General features: G+C 60.0%; 15 protein-coding genes. 10 read left to right on the top strand and 5 right to left on the bottom strand.

Going from position 1 to position 19,205, the window contains the following annotated elements; all coding sequences use genetic code 11:
• Positions 1-12 precede the first annotated feature (12 nt).
• Complete coding sequence (locus NXC24_RS09535; RefSeq protein WP_104823057.1) at positions 13-645, top strand: MarC family protein; 633 nt, start codon at positions 13-15, stop codon at positions 643-645.
• Positions 646-720: 75 nt separating this feature from the next.
• On the opposite strand, the gene NXC24_RS09530 is transcribed toward NXC24_RS09535, so the two are convergent.
• Positions 721-1,281, bottom strand: coding sequence for a single-stranded DNA-binding protein (locus NXC24_RS09530; protein ID WP_104823056.1), 561 nt, complete (start codon positions 1,279-1,281; stop codon positions 721-723).
• Positions 1,282-1,583: 302 nt separating this feature from the next.
• Between NXC24_RS09530 and uvrA the strand changes: the two genes are divergently transcribed.
• Together uvrA and NXC24_RS09520 are read left to right on the top strand one after the other, a co-directional pair.
• Entirely contained in the window at positions 1,584-4,505 is a 2,922-nt protein-coding gene (gene uvrA / locus NXC24_RS09525) for an excinuclease ABC subunit UvrA (RefSeq protein ID WP_104823055.1), read from the top strand.
• A gap of 133 nt (positions 4,506-4,638) precedes the next feature.
• Positions 4,639-5,445: a DUF72 domain-containing protein gene (locus NXC24_RS09520; RefSeq protein WP_104823054.1), complete on the top strand. Its 807-nt coding sequence runs from the start codon at positions 4,639-4,641 to the stop codon at positions 5,443-5,445.
• Positions 5,446-5,451: 6 nt separating this feature from the next.
• Here NXC24_RS09520 and NXC24_RS09515 read toward each other — a convergent pair whose 3' ends face one another.
• A complete protein-coding gene (locus NXC24_RS09515; RefSeq protein ID WP_104825090.1) occupies positions 5,452-6,927 on the bottom strand; it encodes an NAD(P)H-hydrate dehydratase in 1,476 nt (491 codons plus the stop codon).
• Positions 6,928-7,277: 350 nt separating this feature from the next.
• On the opposite strand from NXC24_RS09515, the gene NXC24_RS09510 reads away from it, so the two are divergent.
• The 3 genes from NXC24_RS09510 to hspQ all read left to right on the top strand — a co-directional run bounded on the left by NXC24_RS09510 (position 7,278) and on the right by hspQ (position 9,649).
• The gene (locus NXC24_RS09510) at positions 7,278-7,616 is read left to right on the top strand and encodes a P-II family nitrogen regulator (protein ID WP_003539626.1); all 339 of its coding nucleotides are present in this window, start codon (positions 7,278-7,280) and stop codon (positions 7,614-7,616) included.
• Positions 7,617-7,675: 59 nt separating this feature from the next.
• Positions 7,676-9,085 carry a type I glutamate--ammonia ligase gene (glnA, locus tag NXC24_RS09505; protein WP_104823053.1) on the top strand — a complete coding sequence of 470 codons (1,410 nt, stop codon included), beginning with the start codon at positions 7,676-7,678 and terminating at the stop codon, positions 9,083-9,085.
• Between the two features lie 234 nt (positions 9,086-9,319).
• Positions 9,320-9,649 carry a heat shock protein HspQ gene (gene hspQ / locus NXC24_RS09500; RefSeq protein ID WP_104823052.1) on the top strand — a complete coding sequence of 110 codons (330 nt, stop codon included), beginning with the start codon at positions 9,320-9,322 and terminating at the stop codon, positions 9,647-9,649.
• Between the two features lie 135 nt (positions 9,650-9,784).
• Here hspQ and NXC24_RS09495 read toward each other — a convergent pair whose 3' ends face one another.
• Positions 9,785-10,444, bottom strand: coding sequence for an invasion associated locus B family protein (locus NXC24_RS09495; RefSeq protein ID WP_104823051.1), 660 nt, complete (start codon positions 10,442-10,444; stop codon positions 9,785-9,787).
• A gap of 266 nt (positions 10,445-10,710) precedes the next feature.
• Between NXC24_RS09495 and NXC24_RS09490 the strand changes: the two genes are divergently transcribed.
• The 4 genes from NXC24_RS09490 to NXC24_RS09475 all read left to right on the top strand — a co-directional run bounded on the left by NXC24_RS09490 (position 10,711) and on the right by NXC24_RS09475 (position 15,309).
• On the top strand, positions 10,711-12,522 hold the full coding sequence (locus NXC24_RS09490) for an extracellular solute-binding protein (RefSeq protein ID WP_104823050.1): 1,812 nt from the start codon (positions 10,711-10,713) through the stop codon (positions 12,520-12,522).
• Positions 12,523-12,634: 112 nt separating this feature from the next.
• The gene (locus tag NXC24_RS09485; RefSeq protein WP_104823049.1) at positions 12,635-13,306 is read left to right on the top strand and encodes a DsbA family oxidoreductase; all 672 of its coding nucleotides are present in this window, start codon (positions 12,635-12,637) and stop codon (positions 13,304-13,306) included.
• A 140-nt stretch (positions 13,307-13,446) separates the two neighbouring features.
• Entirely contained in the window at positions 13,447-14,361 is a 915-nt protein-coding gene (gene ubiA / locus NXC24_RS09480; RefSeq protein ID WP_104823048.1) for a 4-hydroxybenzoate octaprenyltransferase, read from the top strand.
• A 150-nt stretch (positions 14,362-14,511) separates the two neighbouring features.
• A complete protein-coding gene (locus tag NXC24_RS09475; RefSeq protein ID WP_104823047.1) occupies positions 14,512-15,309 on the top strand; it encodes a class I SAM-dependent methyltransferase in 798 nt (265 codons plus the stop codon).
• A 12-nt stretch (positions 15,310-15,321) separates the two neighbouring features.
• Here NXC24_RS09475 and mfd read toward each other — a convergent pair whose 3' ends face one another.
• Both mfd and NXC24_RS09465 read right to left on the bottom strand, forming a co-directional pair.
• Positions 15,322-18,822, bottom strand: a complete 3,501-nt coding sequence (mfd, locus tag NXC24_RS09470; protein WP_104823046.1) for a transcription-repair coupling factor — start codon at positions 18,820-18,822, stop codon at positions 15,322-15,324.
• On the bottom strand, positions 18,819-19,133 hold the full coding sequence (locus NXC24_RS09465) for a succinate dehydrogenase assembly factor 2 (protein WP_104823045.1): 315 nt from the start codon (positions 19,131-19,133) through the stop codon (positions 18,819-18,821). Before NXC24_RS09465 ends, mfd begins: the two co-directional genes overlap by 4 nt.
• Positions 19,134-19,205: the final 72 nt, after the last annotated feature.

Genomic DNA, 19,205 nt, shown 5'->3' with positions numbered 1-19,205 from the left:
GCCGGGGATCATATGGCGAGCGCGGACACGCTGATCAATGCCTTCACAACGCTGCTCGTCACAGTCGATCCGCCAGGTCTTGCTCCGCTGTTCATCGGCCTTACGGCTGGCATGAACCGGGCTCAACGCCATCAGGTGGCATTGCGCGGCTCGCTGATCGCATTCTTCATCATGGCGGCCTTTGCCTTGTTCGGCGCCAGCGTGCTTGGCATTCTCGGCATCTCCATCGGTGCGTTCCGTATAGCGGGCGGCCTGCTGCTTTTCTGGATCGCTTTCGAGATGGTGTTCGAGAGACGGCAGGACAGAAAGGAAAAGACGACGGAAGTCGCAATCACCAAGGATCATATCCAGAATATCGCGGTGTTTCCCTTGGCTCTGCCGCTGATCGCGGGTCCTGGCGCCATTTCGGCAACCATCCTGCTGGCCGGTTCGCTTCAGACAATGCTCGACCGAGCTCAATTGATCCTCGTTATCGCGATCAATCTCGGGCTGGTCTATGCGGCATTAGCTATTTCCGAGAGGCTTGACCGTATGCTGGGGTCAACGGGCCGCGCCATCCTCACGCGCCTGCTCGGCGTCATCCTCGCCGCGCTCGCTGCCCAATTCGTCGTGGATGGCGCGAAAGCGGCGCTCAAGCTCACATAAACTTACAGAAAGGCCCGCCGGAAAGACGGGCCGTTCAACTCAACTCGATACGACTTGCCGATCAAAGCGACGGGATCAAAACGGAATATCGTCGTCCAGATCGCGCGAGAAGTTGCTGCCGCCGCCGCTTGCGGCGCCGCCACGGCCACCGCTGGCGCCACGGCCCGACGATTGCGACGAGGGCTGGCCGTAGTCGTCACCACCATAGTCGCCACCATAACCACCGCCAAAGTCACCGCCGCCGCGTCCACCCCGACCGCCTTCGACAGCGCCGCCGCCTTCGCCACGGCCATCCAGCATGGTCAGCGTCGAATTGAAGCCCTGCAACACGATTTCGGTCGAATAACGATCCTGGCCGTTCTGATCCTGCCATTTACGCGTCTGAAGTGCGCCCTCGATATAGACCTTGGCGCCCTTCTTCAAATATTGTTCGGCAACCTTGCAGAGACCTTCATTGAAGATCACGACGCGGTGCCATTCCGTCTTTTCCCGGCGCTCGCCGGAATTGCGGTCGCGCCAGGTTTCCGACGTCGCGATGTTGAGGTTGGCGATCGGACGGCCGTCCTGCGTACGGCGGATTTCCGGGTCCGCCCCGAGATTTCCAACCAGAATTACCTTGTTCACACTACCGGCCATGATTACCTACCCTGCTTGCCGCCCATCGACGGCTCTGAAATTCTATCCACGCACCTTAGACCATTGCCGCCATCAGGCGCTATTTACGTGGCCCCATCTGCTGCGCTCATCCACAGACATTATATGAAATGCGAAATGATACGCGGCCTTGACCCGAAGGCAAATTTGTTCTTTCTTTGTTCTAATTCACCTCTATGATCCTGTCAACCGAATCGAAAACCTGGCGTTGCCCTTCATTTCAGCCTCGACTCGCGGGCGGGCATCACTAAATAAGGGCAGACACCAAGGGACCGCAGACGACGATGAGTGAACTGAAGACTATTTCCATACGTGGCGCGCGCGAGCACAATCTCAAGGGGATCGATCTCGATCTTCCGCGCAACAAGCTGATCGTCATGACCGGCCTTTCTGGCTCGGGCAAATCCTCGCTCGCCTTCGACACGATCTATGCCGAAGGGCAGCGCCGTTATGTCGAGAGCCTGTCGGCCTATGCGCGGCAGTTCCTGGAGATGATGCAAAAGCCGGATGTCGACCAGATCGACGGCCTATCGCCGGCGATTTCGATCGAGCAGAAGACCACGTCGCGCAATCCGCGCTCGACGGTCGGCACCGTTACCGAAATATACGATTACATGCGCCTTCTGTTCGCCCGCGTCGGCGTGCCCTATTCGCCGGCCACAGGCCTGCCGATCGAGAGCCAGACGGTCAGCCAGATGGTCGACCGCGTGCTTGCCTTCGGTGAAGGCACCAGGCTTTATATCCTGGCGCCGCTCGTGCGCGGCCGTAAGGGCGAATACAAGAAGGAACTGGCGGAGCTCATGAAAAAGGGCTTCCAGCGCGTCAAGGTCGACGGGCAGTTCTATGAGATCGCCGATGTGCCGGCGCTCGACAAGAAATACAAGCACGATATCGACGCGGTGGTCGACCGTATCGTCGTCAGGCCCGACGTGTCGGCGCGCCTGGCGGACAGCTTCGAAACCTCGTTGCATCTTGCCGAGGGCCTTGCCATTGCGGAATTCGCCGACAAGCCGTTGCCGCCGGAAGAAACCGCGGCCGGCGGCTCGGCCAACAAATCGTTGAACGAGACGCATGAGCGCGTGCTCTTTTCGGAAAAGTTCGCCTGCCCGGTTTCCGGCTTCACCATTCCGGAAATCGAGCCGCGGCTGTTTTCGTTCAACAATCCCTTTGGCGCCTGCCCTTCCTGCGACGGGCTGGGTTCGCTGCAAAAGATTGATCCGGCGCTGATCGTGCCGGAACCTGAGCGCACGCTGCGCGACGGCGCCGTCGCGCCATGGGCCAAATCGACCTCGCCCTATTATAATCAGACGCTCGAAGCACTCGGCAAGCATTACGGCTTCAAGCTCGGCAGCCGCTGGAGCGACCTGTCCGACACGGCAAAAGATGTCATTTTGAATGGCACCGAGGACAAGATCGAGTTTCACTACGCCGACGGTGCCCGTTCCTATACGACGCATAAGAATTTCGAAGGCATCGTGCCGAACCTCGAGCGGCGCTGGAAGGAAACGGATTCCGCCTGGGCGCGCGAGGAGATCGAACGTTATATGTCGGCCGCGCCCTGCCCTGCCTGCAACGGCTATCGCCTGAAGCCGGAAGCGCTGGCGGTAAAAATCAATAAGCTGCACATCAGCCAGGTGGCTGAAATGTCGATCCGGATTGCCCGCGACTGGTTCAACGCGCTGCCGGAGACGTTCACCGACAAGCAGAACGAGATCGCCGTGCGTATCCTCAAGGAGATCCGTGATCGCCTGCGCTTCCTCAACGATGTCGGCCTTGAATATCTGAGCCTGTCGCGCAATTCCGGCACGCTGTCCGGCGGCGAAAGCCAGCGTATTCGCCTGGCCTCGCAGATAGGCTCAGGCCTGACGGGTGTGCTCTATGTTCTTGACGAACCGTCGATCGGCCTGCATCAACGCGACAATGCCCGCCTGCTGGAAACGCTGAAACATCTGCGCGACATCGGCAATACGGTCATCGTTGTCGAACACGACGAGGATGCCATTCTGACGGCGGATGACGTCGTCGATATCGGCCCGGCCGCCGGCGTGCATGGCGGCGAAGTGGTGGCGCATGGCACGCCGCAGGACATCATGGCCAACCCGAAATCGATGACCGGCAAATATCTCTCCGGCGAGCTCGGCGTGCCAGTCCCCGACGAGCGTCGCAAGGCCAAGAAGGGCAAGGAGATCAAGGTTATCGGCGCGAGAGGCAACAACCTCAAGAACGTGACGGCCTCGATCCCGCTCGGCGTCTTCACTGCAGTCACCGGCGTTTCCGGCGGCGGCAAGTCCACGTTCCTGGTCGAGACGCTGTACAAGTCGGCAGCCCGCCGCGTCATGGGCGCGCGCGAAATCCCGGCCGATCATGACCGCATCGATGGCTTCGAACATATCGACAAGGTGATTGACATTGATCAATCGCCTATCGGCCGCACGCCGCGATCGAACCCGGCAACCTATACCGGCGCCTTCACGCCGATCCGCGATTGGTTCGCCGGTCTGCCGGAAGCCAAGGCGCGCGGCTATCAGCCGGGCCGCTTCTCCTTCAACGTCAAGGGCGGCCGTTGCGAAGCCTGCCAGGGTGACGGCGTCATCAAGATCGAGATGCACTTCCTGCCGGACGTCTACGTTACCTGCGATGTCTGCCACGGCAAGCGCTACAACAGGGAGACCCTGGACGTCACCTTCAAGACCAAGTCGATCGCCGATGTGCTCGACATGACGGTCGAAGAGGGCGTCGATTTCTTCGCGGCCGTTCCTGCCGTGCGCGACAAGCTGCAGTCCCTGAAAGATGTCGGCCTCGGCTATATCAAGGTCGGTCAGCAGGCCAATACGCTTTCGGGCGGCGAAGCGCAGCGTGTCAAGCTGGCCAAGGAATTGTCGAAGCGATCGACTGGTCGCACGCTCTATATCCTAGACGAACCGACCACCGGCCTGCACTTCCACGACGTCGCCAAACTCTTGGAAATGCTGCACGAACTGGTCAACCAGGGCAATTCGGTTGTTGTGATCGAGCACAATCTCGAGGTCATCAAGACGGCCGACTGGATCCTCGACTTCGGTCCCGAAGGCGGAGATGGCGGCGGCGAGATCGTCGCGGCAGGCACGCCGGAGACTGTCGTCAAGGAGAAGCGTTCCTATACCGGTCAGTTCCTGAAGGAATTGCTGGAGCGGCGGCCGATGAAAAAGGTGGTAGCCGCGGAGTGAGCTAGCTTAAAGCGCGTCGCGATCTTTCAGACTCGCTTCTTGCGCTTTAAGTTTTTGGTTTTGTGCATGTCGTTATCGCAAAACCGCTGCACACTTTTGCGCGACATGCACTAGCCGATCAATGGAGGAGAGAATGACCACTGCAGGTACGATCCGAACCGGCATCGGCGGCTGGACCTTTGAGCCCTGGCGCGGGGCATTTTATCCCGACACGCTCAAGCAGAAGGACGAGCTCAATTTCGCCAGCCGCAGGCTGAAGGTGATCGAGGTCAACGGCACCTATTACAGCACGCAGAAGCCGGAGGTTTTTGCGAAATGGGCTGCCGATGTGCCGGATGGTTTCATCTTCTCTCTCAAGGCGACACGTTTCGTCACCAACCGGCGCGTGCTCTCCGAAGCGGGAGAGTCGATGCAGCGCTTCCTCGACTCCGGCATCAGCGAATTGGGCGATCATCTTGGGCCGCTGCTTTGGCAATTCGCACCGACGAAGAAATTCGATCCGGATGACTTCGAGGCATTCCTGAAGTTGCTGCCGGATAAGCAGGACGGCTTGGCGCTGAAACACGTGGTCGAGGTCAGGCATGACTCGTTCAAGGTGCCGGAATTCATCGCTCTGCTCGCCAAATACAATATCGCGCCGGTTTGCGCTGAGCATTTCGAATATCCGATGATCGCGGATGTGACCGCCGATTTCGTCTATGCCCGTCTGCAGAAGGGCTCCGACGATATCAAGACCTGCTATCCGCCGAAAGATTTGAAGGCTTGGGCGAAGCGGTTGCAAACATGGGCCGAAGGCAAGATACCCGATGACCTGCCGTTGATCGATGAGACCCGCAAGGTCAAGGCTGAGCCTCGCGACGTCTTTGCCTTCATGATCCATGAGGGCAAGGTCAATGCTCCGCATGGCGCGATCGCGCTGCAGGAGGAAGTGGCGAAATAGTTGTTTTCAAAAGGGAGCGACACGGGCAACGAGGTCTTCGGCCGTCAGCCCTTTTCCCGCGCGCTGTCCGGCCAGGCCATGCAGCCAAACGCCAGCCGCCGCCGCTTCGAACGCAGACGCGCCCTGTGCCAGAAGTCCGCCGATGATGCCTGCAAGCACGTCGCCGGAGCCGGCGGTGGCAAGCCAGGGCGGCGCATTGGCATTGATCAAGGCTCGGCCGTCGGGAGCGGCAATGACGCTGTCGGCGCCTTTGTAGATGATGGCGGCATGAGCGCGCGCCGCCGCTGCCCTCGCCTTCTCGACCTTGCTCAACGCCTCATCGGCGGCGATATCGGGAAATAAGCGCGCGAACTCCCCCTCATGCGGCGTCAACACCAGCCGCGTCGGGCCATTGGCGAAAGCATCGAACAAGCGTTGGGGTTCATCGCGAAACGACGTGATGCCATCGGCATCCAGGACCAGATGGCGGTCACTCACGGCCAATGCGAATTGCCTGGCTTTCTCGCCGGCGCCGAAGCCAGGGCCGAGGACGAACGTCGAGAGGCGCTGGTCGGTGAGCCAAGCGCGTAACGCAGCTTCATCGTCGACCCCGTGCAGCATGATTGCCGTCAACAGTCCCGCGTTGACCATCAGCGCCTGTTCCGGGGAGGCGATGGTGACGAGCCCTGCCCCCGCCTTAAGCCCCGCCATGGCCGACATGCGCGCTGCGCCCGTAGCGGTCGCTCCGCCGGAAAAGACCACCAGATGGCCACGCTTGTATTTGTGGATATCCGTGGCAGCCGCCGGCAGGTCGGCCTGCCATTGCGCCGGCGTGTTTTCCGCGATCAGGCCGTTCGCATGGGCACGGACAATGCGCGCGGGAATGCCGATGTCGAAAACTTCCAGCACGCCACAAAGATCGCGCCCCGGCATTAGCAGGTGACCAGGCTTACGGGTCATGAACGTGACTGTACGCACGGCGCGAAAAGCGGCACCCAGCACTTGGCCGCTGCGACCATCGAGACCGGAGGGCAAGTCGACGGCAATAACGGGAATATGAGCCTCAGCAATCTCCGCGATGATCGCCGCTACCTCATCGGGGACGGGACGGGAGAGGCCGGCGCCGAAAATGGCGTCGATGACGACGTCTCCCGGGCGCGGCGAATAGCGCCCGAGTGTCTCGCCACCAACCGGACACTCCGCAAAGGCCCGGGCGGCATCGCCTTTCAGCGTTTTGGGATCGCCGAGGTGAAAGAGTTGGACCTCCACGCCGGTTTGCCGCAGGGCACGCGCCGCGACGTAGCCGTCGCCGCCATTGTTGCCGGGGCCGCAGAGCACGATAAATCGCAATGTCTCGGGGAAATGCCGCAGGGCGCTCGCGGCGACCGCCTGGCCTGCTCTTTCCATAAGTCCGTAGGAGTCGATGCCAGACGCGGCGGCCGCTCGATCGACGGCGGCCATATCCTCGGGTGAAAGAAGCAGATCGGCGAGCGGTGACATCATGATGGCCATCATTGAATGCGAAACCTGCCTGAAAAACAACCATGATTTCGAGGCACCATTTGCTCAACCAGAATGCATTTGCATAATAATTACGCAAACGCACTCAAAATGCGCTTGAGGTACAATTGTGAGAAATACAGCACTTTTTTGCAAAATTTTGCTTCATCTCACGCGTTTCGGTGCGAAAACGCTTCCATTTTTCCGAAAAATCCTCATCAATCCGGGGTCTCGGCGCCAATTCGCCGAGATTTTTTACGGCAGGCCTCTGTGAACTGGCATGATACGTGCATCAGGTTGGGCAAGCGGGGAATGGTCCTGCTGTAACGGGAGAAGCGGAGAGACATTTTCTCATGAAAAAGATCGAAGCGATCATTAAGCCTTTCAAGCTGGACGAAGTGAAGGAAGCCCTTCAAGAAGTCGGTCTGCAAGGCATCACTGTCACGGAAGCGAAGGGCTTCGGTCGTCAGAAAGGCCACACGGAGCTTTACCGTGGCGCCGAATACGTCGTCGACTTCCTGCCTAAGGTGAAGGTCGAAGTCGTATTGGCGGACGAGAATGCGGAAGCGGTGATCGACGCCATCCGCAAGGCTGCGCAGACCGGCCGGATCGGCGACGGAAAGATTTTCGTCTCCAATGTGGAAGAGGTCATTCGAATCCGCACCGGAGAAACAGGTATAGACGCCATCTAACCGCCCGGCTGTTGCGGCCAGGCTCGTAATCGTCATCTAAGTCAAGGGAAGTAATTTTAATGACGACCGCAAGCGAAATTCTCAAACAAATTAAGGATAACGACGTCAAGTTCGTTGACCTGCGGTTCACGGATCCCAAGGGCAAGCTGCAGCATGTCACGATGGACGTCGTCTGCGTCGACGAGGACATGTTCGCCGACGGCGTGATGTTCGACGGCTCCTCGATTGGGGGTTGGAAGGCCATCAACGAATCCGACATGGTGCTGATGCCCGATACCGAAACGGTTCACATGGATCCGTTCTTCGCGCAATCCACCATGGTCATCCTCTGCGACATTCTCGATCCGGTCTCGGGCGAAGCCTACAACCGCGATCCGCGCGGCACCGCAAAGAAGGCCGAAGCCTATCTTAAGGCATCCGGCATCGGCGACACCGCCTTCTTCGGTCCGGAAGCCGAATTCTTCGTCTTCGACGACGTCAAGTACAAGGCCGATCCGTACAACACCGGCTTCAAGCTCGACTCCAGCGAATTGCCGTCCAACGACGACACCGATTATGAAACCGGCAACCTCGGCCACCGTCCGCGCGTCAAGGGCGGCTACTTCCCGGTTCCGCCGGTCGACAGTGCCCAGGACATGCGTTCGGAAATGCTGACGGTTCTCGCCGAGATGGGCGTCGTCGTCGAAAAGCATCACCACGAGGTCGCGGCTGCTCAGCACGAACTTGGCATCAAGTTCGACACGCTGGTGCGCAACGCCGACAAGATGCAGATCTACAAGTACGTGGTTCACCAGGTCGCCAATGCCTACGGCAAGACGGCAACCTTCATGCCGAAGCCGATCTTCGGCGACAACGGCTCGGGCATGCACGTTCACCAGTCGATCTGGAAGGGCGGCAAGCCGACCTTCGCGGGCGATGAATATGCAGGCCTCTCCGAGAGCTGCCTCTACTACATCGGCGGCATCATCAAGCATGCCAAGGCGATCAACGCCTTCACCAACCCGTCGACGAACTCTTACAAGCGTCTCGTGCCGGGCTATGAGGCTCCGGTTCTGCTCGCCTATTCGGCCCGCAACCGCTCCGCCTCCTGCCGCATCCCGTTCGGCTCCAACCCCAAGGCAAAGCGCGTCGAAGTCCGCTTCCCCGACCCGACCGCCAACCCCTATCTCGCCTTTGCCGCCATGCTGATGGCCGGCCTCGACGGCATCAAGAACAAGATCCATCCGGGCAAGGCCATGGACAAGGACCTGTACGACCTGCCGCCGAAGGAGCTGAAGAAGATCCCGACGGTCTGCGGCTCGCTGCGCGAAGCGCTCGAAAGCCTGGACAAGGACCGCAAGTTCCTGACCGCCGGCGGCGTCTTTGACGACGACCAGATCGATGCCTTCATCGAACTGAAGATGCAGGAAGTCATGCGCTTCGAAATGACCCCGCATCCGGTCGAATACGACATGTATTACTCGGCATAAGAACCGAGGCGAAAGCCTCGGTCAGCCGGGGCTTTTGCTTGCTGGCAAGCGTGAGGCAGACGTATTTTCGGTCACGGCTGCCTTGCTGGACATTACAATTCGTGTATCGCGCAATCGAACAATGTAGGGCGAACAGCGTTGTTCGAATGTGACAACTGAATGAAGGAATCGGGGCAGAATCCTTGATATCGGCGGTGGAATTCACCACATGATTGCTTGAAAGGAAGTCGCGCCATGAAAGAACGCTACGCAAAATTCAACATAGGCGACGTGGTTCGGCACCGGATGTTTCCCTTCCGCGGTGTCATCTTCGACGTCGACCCGGAATTCGCCAATACTGAAGAATGGTGGAATTCCATTCCGGCAGAAGTGCGGCCCAGCAAGGACCAACCCTTCTACCACCTTCTCGCCGAAAATGACGAGACGGAATATGTCGCATACGTGTCCGAGCAGAACCTGATCAGCGACGAGAGCGGTGTCCCGCTTCGTAACCCGCAGATTGCTCAGATCTTCGATAAAGCGCCTACAGGCGAGTTCAAGCCCAAGATGAGCTTCGCCCACTAAGCGTCAATTTCATGCAAGTTTTCGAAGGGAAGACGCTCCCAACGTCTTCCCTTTCGTGTTTTTGGACTTATGGCCATTACAAAAAAGCCCGGCGCAGAGCCGGGCTTTTTTGTAAAATCTTGAAAGCGCTGCGGCTTACTGCTGCTTTGCGGCCTTCTGAGCGTCTTCCAGCTTCTTGCGGGCTTCTTCGGCCTTCTTCTGCATGCTGTCCTGCAGGCTCTTCTGGCTTTCGGCCAGCTTCGAGTCGGAGATCGCTGCGCCGTCATAGGCAGCGCCGAAGCCGTCGAGCGAGATCTTGATCGGGTTCGGAGCGCGACGGAAGTTGATCGAGGTGAAGGTCACGTCGGTGCCCTTCTTCAGGGCCGCGATCATGGCGTCGGTCAGCGGGACTTCGGCCGTGCACTTGTCCGGAAGGCAGACAGCGTAGTCGATCTTCTGGCCCTTGCCGCCGTCGACCTGCATGGTGATGCCCGGAGCGATCAGACGTGCCGTCGGAACGGAGATCTGCAGGATCTTGCGGTTGACCTTGCCGTCGACCGAGATGAGGCCGACTGCGGTCACCAACTGGCCGTTGTTGGCCATGATCAGGTTCTGAACGATACAGATATCGGCGTCGTCCTGCTTGGTGCAGGTCTTGTACCAGCCGAGGCGCGGCTGGTTGGCGTTGGCGCCGCCGTCAGCGGGAGCTGCATCCGAGGCATCCTGAGCGAAAGCAGCAGCCGGAAGCGCTGCACCGATCATGAGAGCCAGAGCAGAGAGTCCTGCCCGCATTTTGTTGTCAGTCTTGAACGTCATAGCGAAACCGCCTCCTGAAATCCGATGCGGGACGACAGCCTGCCGCCCCATGCCAATCGGGTCAAACCGCCGTCCACCTGTCGAAAGATTAAGGCAAATGCATGACCCGGGAAACCCGGCACTCCTGTTACATCGCACGGGCGCGGATATCCAGCTTTTCTTTGGTCTTTTCTGTCAAGATCCAAGAATTCCGGTGGGCGCGTGTTGGATTCGGCACTCTCATGATAAGGTTCCGCAGAATCATGCCCCTTACCGGAAAGGATGCCATGCAAGCGCTCCGGATCGCTATTTTCCTGTTCTTCTCAGCATTCTGCAGTGCGGCGGCCGCCGAGCCGCTCTATGGCATCGCGATGCATGGAGATCCTGCCTTGCCGGCGGATTATACGCATTTTCCCTACGTCAATCCGAACGTCAAAAAGGGCGGCCATATCAACTATGGCGTCGTCGGCACCTTCGACAATCTCAATCCCTTTATTCTGAAGAGCATGCGCACGACTGCGCGGGGCATGTGGGATCCGGATTTCGGCAATCTCATCTACGAATCGCTGATGCAGCGCTCGCGCGACGAACCCTTCACGCTCTACGGTCTGTTGGCCCAAACGGCCGAATGGGACGACAGCCGAAGCTATATCCGGTTCAACCTCAATCCAAACGCCAAATGGTCGGACGGGCAGCCGGTGACGCCCGAGGATGTGATTTTCACGTTCCAACTGCTGCACGACAAGGGGCGGGTGCCGTTTTCCTCCTGGCTCGACACTGTCGGCAGCGTCGAGAAGGTCGGCGATCATAGCGTGCTGATCCGCTTCAACGACAAGGCCAATCGCGAAACGCCACTGATTATCGCATCATCGCTGCCGATCCTGCCGAAGCACGCGACAGACCCTGACAGTTTCGATCGGACGACGCTCAGCATCCCGATCGGCTCCGGCCCTTACAGGGTCAAGAGCATTGATCCCGGTCAACGCATCGTCTTTGAGCGCAATCCCGATTATTGGGGCAAGGGTATTCCGTCGAAGGTTGGCGTCGACAATTACGACGAGATCGCCGTCAATTATTTCCTGCAGGAGACCACGCTGTTCGAAGCCTTCAAGAAAGGCGATATCGACATCTATCCTGACGGCAGTCCGGGCCATTGGCAGGCGGCCTATGATTTCCCGGCCGTGACTTCAGGCGCTGTCATCAAGGACGTCTTCAGGCCGAAGCTGCCAAGCGGCATGTTCGGCTTTGTCTTCAATACGCGGCGGCCGATTTTTGCCAACAAGAAGATTCGGCAGGGACTGACGCTCGCCTTCGACTTCGAATGGGTGAATCGGAACCTTTCCTCGAGCGCCTATACGCGCAGCGAAAGCTACTGGCAAAACTCCGACCTCTCGTCGTTCGGTGTGCCCGCGGATGCGCATGAACTCGCCATGCTCGGCCCGATCAAGGATCGCATCGATCGCGATGTGCTTGATGGCACCTACAAGCTGCCCGTCAGCGACGGTTCCGGCCGCGACCGGGCTATCCTGCGCAAGGCCGTAAATCTGCTCAAGGAAGGCGGCTACACGATCCAGGGCGAAAAGATGGTCGACAGCGCCGGGCGCCAGCTCAGCTTCGAGATCATGACGCAGAACGCCGACCAGGAGCGCATCGCGATCGCCTACCGTCGGTCGCTGGCGCTGCTTGGCATCGCGGTCACGATCCGCACGGTCGATGATTCGCAGTATCAGCGTCGTACGATCAGCTACGACTATGACATGATCATCAAGTCCTATCCCTCGTCGCTGTCGCCAGGCACCGAACAGCTCGGGCGCTGGAGCTCGATCGCCGCCAAGACCGAAGGCAGCTTCAATTTCGCCGGGGTCGCCGACCCGGATGTCGATACGCTGATGTCGCATTTCCTGACGGCCCACTCGGCCGAGGATTTCCGCGATGCCGTGCGCTCGTTCGACCGCATCCTGATCTCGGGCTATTACCTCGTGCCGCTCTACCATATCGACCAGCAATGGGTGGCGCGGCGCAGCCGCATCGCCCATCCCGATGTCCTGCCGCTCTATGGCTATCAGTTGCCCGTCTGGTGGGATGCGTCGGTGCAATAAAACGCCTTTGCCGGCAGATGTTTACCCGGTTCCTTTTCGGTAACCGGTTGAAGCTGCCAGCCAACCGGCCTAGATGGGACCTTGAAGCCCCATAGAGTGGAAGGATTGAGCCATGGAACGCATCACGATCGATATCGTCTCGGACGTCGTTTGTCCGTGGTGCTATCTCGGCAAGGCCCGGCTGGAGCTGGCAATCGCCGAAGTGCAGGACGAAGTGGGCGTCGATATCAACTGGCGACCGTATCGCCTCAATCCCGACTATCCGCCCGAAGGCGTCGACCAGAAGAAGGCGCTTGAGCAGAAGCTTGGCGGCGCGGAGCGTGTCGCGCAGGGGCACAAGATGTTGACCGATCTCGGCCGCGAAGTGGGCATCAACTTCGATTTCGACGCGATCAAGATCGGCCCAAACACCCTTGACGCCCATCGCCTCATCCAATGGGCGGGAACGGAGGATCGCGAGAAGCAGGAAAAGGTGGTCAGCGCCCTGTTCAAGGCCAATTTCGAGGAAGGCCGCAATGTCGGCGACCATGCCGTGCTGCTGGATATCGCCGAAAAGGCCGGGCTCGACCGCTCCGTCATCGCCACCCTGCTCGCCTCGGATGCGGACCGCGCTCTCATCATCGGCGAAATCGACGCCGCCCAGAAGATCGGCGTCACCGGCGTCCCCTTCTTCATCTTCGACCAGCAATATGCCGTGAGCGGCGCGCAGACGCCGGATGTGCTGGTTGGGGCGCTGCGCGATATCGCCAAGATGAAGGCCGAGGCGCGGGCTGGGATGAACTGAGGGAAGATTGGGGTTTTGGCGCCGGGCGGTGGATGTCGTCGGCAATGTCCAGGCCAAATTGGCGCAGGCCGATTCCGGCTGTTGCAGCATGCGCAAAAGCCTCTATTTTGCGTCCTCGATTTAGCCGCCGGATTTGGATGATGAGCGCTTCTGCCCGCCCCGATTTAAGCGATATAAAGCTAGGCGACTGGGTGGATCGCCGTTTGCCTTCGGCATTGAGACCCTATACGCGGCTCGCACGGCTGGATCGCCCGGTCGGCATATGGCTCACTCTTTTCCCGTGCTGGGCCGCGCTTATCCAAGCCTCGCAAGGCTTTCCGGACCTTCGGCATCTGTTCATCTTCTCGCTCGGCGCATTGCTGATGAGGAGCGCAGGCTCCACGGTCAACGACATTGCGGATCGGAAGTTCGACGGCCATGTGGAACGGACCCGCTTTCGACCTTTGGCGAGCGAGCAGATCGGCGTGCCACAGGCGCTCATGTTTCTGGCGGCGGAACTCACGCTGGCCGCTTTGCTTCTGTTCTTCCTGACGCCCTATACACGCCTCGTCGCAATCTGCGTTTTGCCCCTCGTCTTTGTCTATCCGCTCTGCAAGCGGTTCACATATTGGCCTCAGGCCGTTCTTGGCGCGGCATTCAATTGGGGAATGCTGATGGCGTGGTCGGAGGTCATCGGCAAGATCCCGGCCGGTGCGCTTCTGATGTGGCTCGGAGCTATCGCCTGGCAGATCGGATACGATACCGTTTATGCCTATGTCGATGTTCGCGACGATAGGCGACTAGGTTTGAAATCGACCGCAATCCTGTTTGGTAAGCACGGCAAGGCGTGTATCGGCTTGTTCTACGCCATGACCGTTGCAGCATGGTCGGTTGGTGGATGGATGGTCGGCATGTCATTGCCCTACGTCATCGGGATGCTTGTCATCGCCGCACATCTCTGCTGGCAGACCTGGCGCCTCGATCTTTCGCGCCCCGAGGTGAATTACCGACTGTTTCTGGCGAACATTCTTACAGGCGTATTGCTGGCTGCAGCGGCCTTCGCCGGAACGCTATAATAAGCCAACCATAAAGAGAGTTAGCGTTCAACAGGCGTCTATTGTAGGCTGCGGATCGCAATTGGCGGACCGCTGAGACTTGCATGTTTCGGGGCTGCGCTAGAAGGAAAAACGCGGGATTTTCGGCACCAGATCGGGAGACAACCGGATATGTCGTCGATAACCTCTGTCAATGACAAGCAATATGCGGATAGCAGAAAGCTGGCTGCGCGCGGCCGGCTGAACAGCGAATATGCCGTTGCAGAAATCGGCTGGTTTCCATGGGTCGCCCAGCAGCTTCCGTTGAAATCCGGAGATCGCATTCTCGATATCGGCTGTGGCCCCGCTTGGTTCTGGGCGGCAACGGTCGCGTCACTACCGGCAAATCTGGACCTGACGCTTGCCGATCTTTCTCCCGGCATGATTCAAGAAGCCATGGAGCGATGCAGGGCATTGCCCTTTGCCGGCGTCACTGGTGAGCGGGCCGATGCTGCGGCCCTGCCCTTTGCGGATGGCTCCTTTGATGCCGTCATCGCGATGCATATGTTCTATCACCTGCCGGACCCTTTCAAAGCCATCGCGGAAATGCATCGCGTGCTGAAGCCGGGCGGCTTCCTCGCAGTGACGACCAACGGAGCCGGCAACATGCGCAAGATGTACGAGCTGACCACCGTATTCGGCAGCCCGCCCTATGACCCCGCCGGCGCGGCCTTCGGCTACGATGCCGCTGAACGGCTCATGCAGAGCCAATTCGGAAATGTCAGGATGACCGAGCATCCGGCTCGCCTTCGCGTGACGGAGCCGGAAGACGTGTACCGCGCCCTCACCTCCTATCCTCCCGGCGATGAGGCCGACGAGGCGCAGCTTGCCGAATTTCGCAAGGCAATTGCCGAGGCGTTCGAGGCTGGTAACGGCGTGCTTGAAACCGAGAAGGAAACGGGGCTCTTCATCAGCCGCAAAGGCGACTGATGAGCCTCCCGTCTACTTCGCCAATTCCGCCAACTGCGTCATAACCACAGCCGCGCCCTGCAGCCGCTTTTCCGGCGTCGGAAGATCTCGCGTCAGGAATACGCTCTGGTCGGGGCGGATTTTCGCCATTGTGCCCTGCTTGGCGATATAGCCGACGAGGTTGGCGGGGTTCGGGAATTCCTTATTGCGGAATTGCACGACGACGCCCTTCGGGCCGGCGTCGAGCTTTTCGACATTGGCGACGCGGCAGAGCGACTTGATGTAGACGATCTTGAGGAGATGCTGCACTTCGATGGGCATCGGGCCGAAGCGGTCAATCATTTCGGCACCGAAACTGTCTATCTCCTTGATCTCGGTGATCTCGCCGAGACGGCGATAGAGCGCCATGCGCAGGTGCAGGTCCGGCACGTAATCGTCGGGGATCATGACGGGCGTGCCGACGGAAATCTGTGGCGACCAGCCGGTGTCCTGGATCTCGTCAACGCCCTTGACCTCGGCAACAGCCTCTTCGAGCATCTGCTGATAAAGCTCGAAGCCCACTTCCTTGATATGACCGGACTGCTCCTCGCCCAGCAGATTGCCGGCGCCGCGAATATCGAGGTCGTGGCTGGCGAGCTGGAAGCCGGCGCCGAGCGTATCGAGCGACTGCAGCACCTTCAGGCGGCGCTCCGCCGTCGTCGTCAGCACCTTGTTGACCGGGAGGGTGAACAGGGCGAAGGCGCGCACTTTCGACCGGCCGACGCGGCCACGCAACTGATAGAGCTGCGCCAGGCCGAACATGTCGGCGCGGTGGACGATCAGCGTATTGGCCGTTGGCACGTCGAGGCCGGATTCGACGATGGTCGTCGAGAGCAGCACGTCATAGCGCCCTTCATAGAACGCGTTCATAATGTCTTCGAGCTCACCGGCAGGCATCTGGCCATGGGCGACGGCCACTTTCAGCTCCGGCACATCGGACTGCAGGAAGGCGTGGATGTCGGCGAGATCGGCCAGACGCGGGCAGACATAGAAGCTCTGGCCGCCGCGATAGTGCTCGCGCATCAGCGTTTCGCGGATGACTAGCGAATCGAAGGGCGAGATGAAGGTGCGCACCGCCATACGGTCGACCGGCGGCGTAGTGATCAGCGACAGTTCGCGCACGCCCGTCATGGCAAGCTGCAGCGTGCGCGGAATCGGCGTTGCCGACAGCGTCAGCACATGCACGTCGCTCTTCAGCTCCTTCAGGCGCTCCTTATGCTTGACGCCGAAGTGCTGTTCTTCGTCGATGACCAGCAGGCCTAGATTGGCGAATTGGATGCCGGCGCCGAGCAGCGCATGCGTGCCGACGACAATATCGGTCTTGCCGTCGGCCACTTCCTTCTTGGTCAGTGCCAGATCCTTGGCGCCAACGAGGCGCGAAGCCTGCTGCACACGGATCGGCAAACCGCGGAAACGCTCGGAGAAGGTCTTGAAATGCTGACGGGCAAGCAGCGTCGTCGGCACGACGACGGCGACCTGCACGCCGTTCATGGCGGCCACGAAGGCGGCGCGCAGGGCCACTTCCGTCTTGCCGAAACCAACGTCGCCGCAGACGAGGCGATCCATCGGGCGGCCGGCGCCGAGATCGTCGCGCACCGCATCGATGGCGTTCATCTGGTCTTCGGTCTCGTCGTAGGGGAAGCGCGCGGCGAACTCGTCATAGAGCCCTTCCGGCGAGGTCAGCACCGGCGCATGCCGCGTCAGCCGTTCTGCCGCGACGCGGATCAGGGCGCCCGCCATATCCAGCAGGCGCTTCTTGAGCTTGGCCTTGCGCATCTGCCAGGCGCCGCCGCCAAGCTTGTCGAGCTGCGCCTCGGTGCCCTCGCCGCCGTAGCGCGACAGGAGATCGATGTTTTCGACCGGCAGGAACAGCTTGGCCTCGTCCGCATACTGTAGCTCAAGACAGGCATGCGGCGCGCCGGCGGCCTCGATGGTGCGCAGACCGACGAAACGGCCGATGCCGTGCTCGGCGTGAACGACGATCGAACCCTCGTCGAGACCGGCCACTTCGGAGATGAAATCGGCGGCGCGCTTGCGGCGCTTGGAGCGGCGCACCATGCGGTCGCCGAGAATGTCCTGCTCGCCGATGACGATGAGATCGCCAGCCTCGAAGCCTGCTTCCAGGCTCAGCACGGCCGCAGCCGCCTCGCCTTTCGCCAGGGTGTTGAGGTCCTTGAAAGCCTCGATTGTCTTGACGCGAGCCAGCCCGTGTTCGGCCAACACCTGCAACAGGCGATCGAGCGAACCTTCCGTCCAGGCTGAAATCAGCACCCTGCCGCCCGCAGCCCGCTTGTCGGCAATATGTTTGACGACGGCATCGAAGACGTTGACGCGCTCGCTGTCGGCACTCTCGGTCGCGGACCGCGCCCAGCGCGGCCCCTGCCGGGCATCGACGCTGACAACGCGGCGGGCCTCGCCTTCGTGTTCATTGAAAGGCGAGATGCGCATGGCATCGAAGGCATCGAGCGCTTTGGCGAAGGTGCCGCCGTCAAGATAGAGCTGGCCGGGCGTTACCGGCTTATAGGGCGTGCCTTGCGCCATCTGCCCCTTGGCCGCCTGCCCGGAATTCAGACGAGCATCGTAATAGTCGAAAACGAGTTTGGAGCGCTCCTCGGCAGCTTCGCGCACCGTATGGTCGGTGACGAGCCGGAAGCCGCGGAGATAATCGAAAACAGTCTCCAGCTTCTCGTAGAACAGCGGTAGCCAGTGTTCCATGCCGGCATAGCGGCGGCCTTCCGAGACGGCGACATAGAGCGCGTCGTCGCGCGTCGCCGCGCCGAAAGCGGAAAGATAGTTCTTGCGGAAACGACTGATCGTATCCGGCGTCAGCGTTACCTCGCTCATCGGATTGAGATCGAGGGAGCGGATCTGGCCGGTGGTGCGCTGGCTGGCGGGATCGAAGCTGCGGATGCTTTCCAGCGTGTCGCCAAAAAAATCGAGGCGCACCGGCTCTTCCGTGCCCGGCACGAAGACATCGAGGATACCACCACGCACGGCATATTCGCCGACTTCGCGCACGGTCGCAACGCGATCGAAGCCATTGCGCTCCAGACGGCTAGCGATGTCGTCCATGCGCACCTGATTGCCCGGCCGGGCCGAGAAGGCCAGGCTTTCGATCACATCCTGCGGCGCGACCTTCTGCAGCATAGCATTGACCGTCACCAGGACGATCGCCGCATGCGGCTTGTGATGGTGGGCGATGAGGCCTGAGAGTGCCGCCAGACGGCGGGCTGAGGTATCGGAGCTTGGCGAAACGCGGTCATAGGGAAGGCAGTCCCAGGCGGGCAGCGTCAATACCGGAATTTCGGGCGCGATGAAGCCGAGCATCTGTTCGACATCGGCCATGTGCTGGCCGTCGGACATGACATAGGCAACCGGTTGGCCGGTTCTCGCCAGTTCAGCCAGCAGGAAAGGCTCCAGGCCGGCGGGAACGTGGCCGATCGTCAGCGGCTCGCTTGCCGCGATCAGTTTCTTCGCGTCGAAACCAGGGATCATCTGGTTATCCCAAGCTTTTCGGCGATCTGCTCGAAATCGGGCTTATAGGCGGCAAGGCGCATGAACAGCGGCGTCCGTAGATGCTCCGGTACCGGCTGCGTTCCGAGTATCCATTTGACGAGATCGTTATCTTCCTCGGCCATGATGCGCTCGAGTTCATCGAGATCGGCCTCGGCAAGCCCGGGCAATTCGTTGTCGGCGAACTGACCGAACACAAGATCCATCTCGCGGATACCGCGATGCCAACAGCGAAACAGAATGCGCCGGCGGCGGGGATCGAGATCGGCACTGCTGAGAGTCAGCCCAGTCATCAAAAACACCTTTATGTTGATGCGTCTCTATAAAACCAGCCTTGAAAGGTGGGAACCGGTTTTTCGGAAAAA

It is taken from the genome of Rhizobium sp. NXC24 (genome assembly GCF_002944315.1).
Lineage (GTDB): Bacteria > Pseudomonadota > Alphaproteobacteria > Rhizobiales > Rhizobiaceae > Rhizobium.
This window is presented reverse-complemented; position numbering and strand designations above follow the sequence as displayed.

What these genes read in the sequence shown, in the direction of transcription:
- NXC24_RS09485 (WP_104823049.1), top strand. Translation starts at nt 12,635, where the DNA reads ATGGAACGCATCACGATCGATATCGTCTCGGACGTCGTTTGTCCGTGG.
- NXC24_RS09495 (WP_104823051.1), bottom strand. Translation starts at nt 10,444, where the DNA reads ATGACGTTCAAGACTGACAACAAAATGCGGGCAGGACTCTCTGCTCTG.
- mfd (WP_104823046.1), bottom strand. Translation starts at nt 18,822, where the DNA reads ATGATCCCTGGTTTCGACGCGAAGAAACTGATCGCGGCAAGCGAGCCG.
- ubiA (WP_104823048.1), top strand. Translation starts at nt 13,447, where the DNA reads ATGAGCGCTTCTGCCCGCCCCGATTTAAGCGATATAAAGCTAGGCGAC.
- NXC24_RS09515 (WP_104825090.1), bottom strand. Translation starts at nt 6,927, where the DNA reads ATGATGTCACCGCTCGCCGATCTGCTTCTTTCACCCGAGGATATGGCC.
- NXC24_RS09490 (WP_104823050.1), top strand. Translation starts at nt 10,711, where the DNA reads ATGCAAGCGCTCCGGATCGCTATTTTCCTGTTCTTCTCAGCATTCTGC.
- NXC24_RS09510 (WP_003539626.1), top strand. Translation starts at nt 7,278, where the DNA reads ATGAAAAAGATCGAAGCGATCATTAAGCCTTTCAAGCTGGACGAAGTG.
- glnA (WP_104823053.1), top strand. Translation starts at nt 7,676, where the DNA reads ATGACGACCGCAAGCGAAATTCTCAAACAAATTAAGGATAACGACGTC.
- uvrA (WP_104823055.1), top strand. Translation starts at nt 1,584, where the DNA reads ATGAGTGAACTGAAGACTATTTCCATACGTGGCGCGCGCGAGCACAAT.
- hspQ (WP_104823052.1), top strand. Translation starts at nt 9,320, where the DNA reads ATGAAAGAACGCTACGCAAAATTCAACATAGGCGACGTGGTTCGGCAC.
- NXC24_RS09520 (WP_104823054.1), top strand. Translation starts at nt 4,639, where the DNA reads ATGACCACTGCAGGTACGATCCGAACCGGCATCGGCGGCTGGACCTTT.
- NXC24_RS09465 (WP_104823045.1), bottom strand. Translation starts at nt 19,133, where the DNA reads ATGACTGGGCTGACTCTCAGCAGTGCCGATCTCGATCCCCGCCGCCGG.
- NXC24_RS09475 (WP_104823047.1), top strand. Translation starts at nt 14,512, where the DNA reads ATGTCGTCGATAACCTCTGTCAATGACAAGCAATATGCGGATAGCAGA.
- NXC24_RS09530 (WP_104823056.1), bottom strand. Translation starts at nt 1,281, where the DNA reads ATGGCCGGTAGTGTGAACAAGGTAATTCTGGTTGGAAATCTCGGGGCG.
- NXC24_RS09535 (WP_104823057.1), top strand. Translation starts at nt 13, where the DNA reads ATGGCGAGCGCGGACACGCTGATCAATGCCTTCACAACGCTGCTCGTC.